The organism is Halorubrum sp. SP3 (genome assembly GCF_005435195.1).
GTDB classification, from domain to species: Archaea; Halobacteriota; Halobacteria; order Halobacteriales; family Haloferacaceae; genus Halorubrum; species Halorubrum sodomense.
Map to the genome: position 1 here is coordinate 1 of NZ_SGTU01000757.1, position 221 is coordinate 221.

A 221-nucleotide genomic window follows, 5' to 3' on the forward strand; every position below is an offset into this window, starting at 1 on the left:
GGCGGGCGATCGGCCTCTCGAAGCTGGAGTCGATATACCACGTGGTCCTCCCGCAGGCGCTCCGCTACGCGATCCCCTCGTGGACGAACGAGTTCGTCTACCTGATCAAGTACTCGTCGCTGGCGGGCTTCATCACGGTCCCGGAGCTGTACTACCTGGCCAATCAGGTCGCGAGCGACACCTTCCGGTACACCACCGTCTTCCTCGTGCTCGGCGCGATG

At 63.8% G+C, this 221-nt stretch carries 1 protein-coding gene; it reads left to right on the forward strand.

The features are described 5' to 3' along the window. On the forward strand, positions 1 to 221 hold a 221-nt coding region (locus EXE42_RS18150), incomplete at both ends, for an ABC transporter permease subunit (protein WP_137707150.1).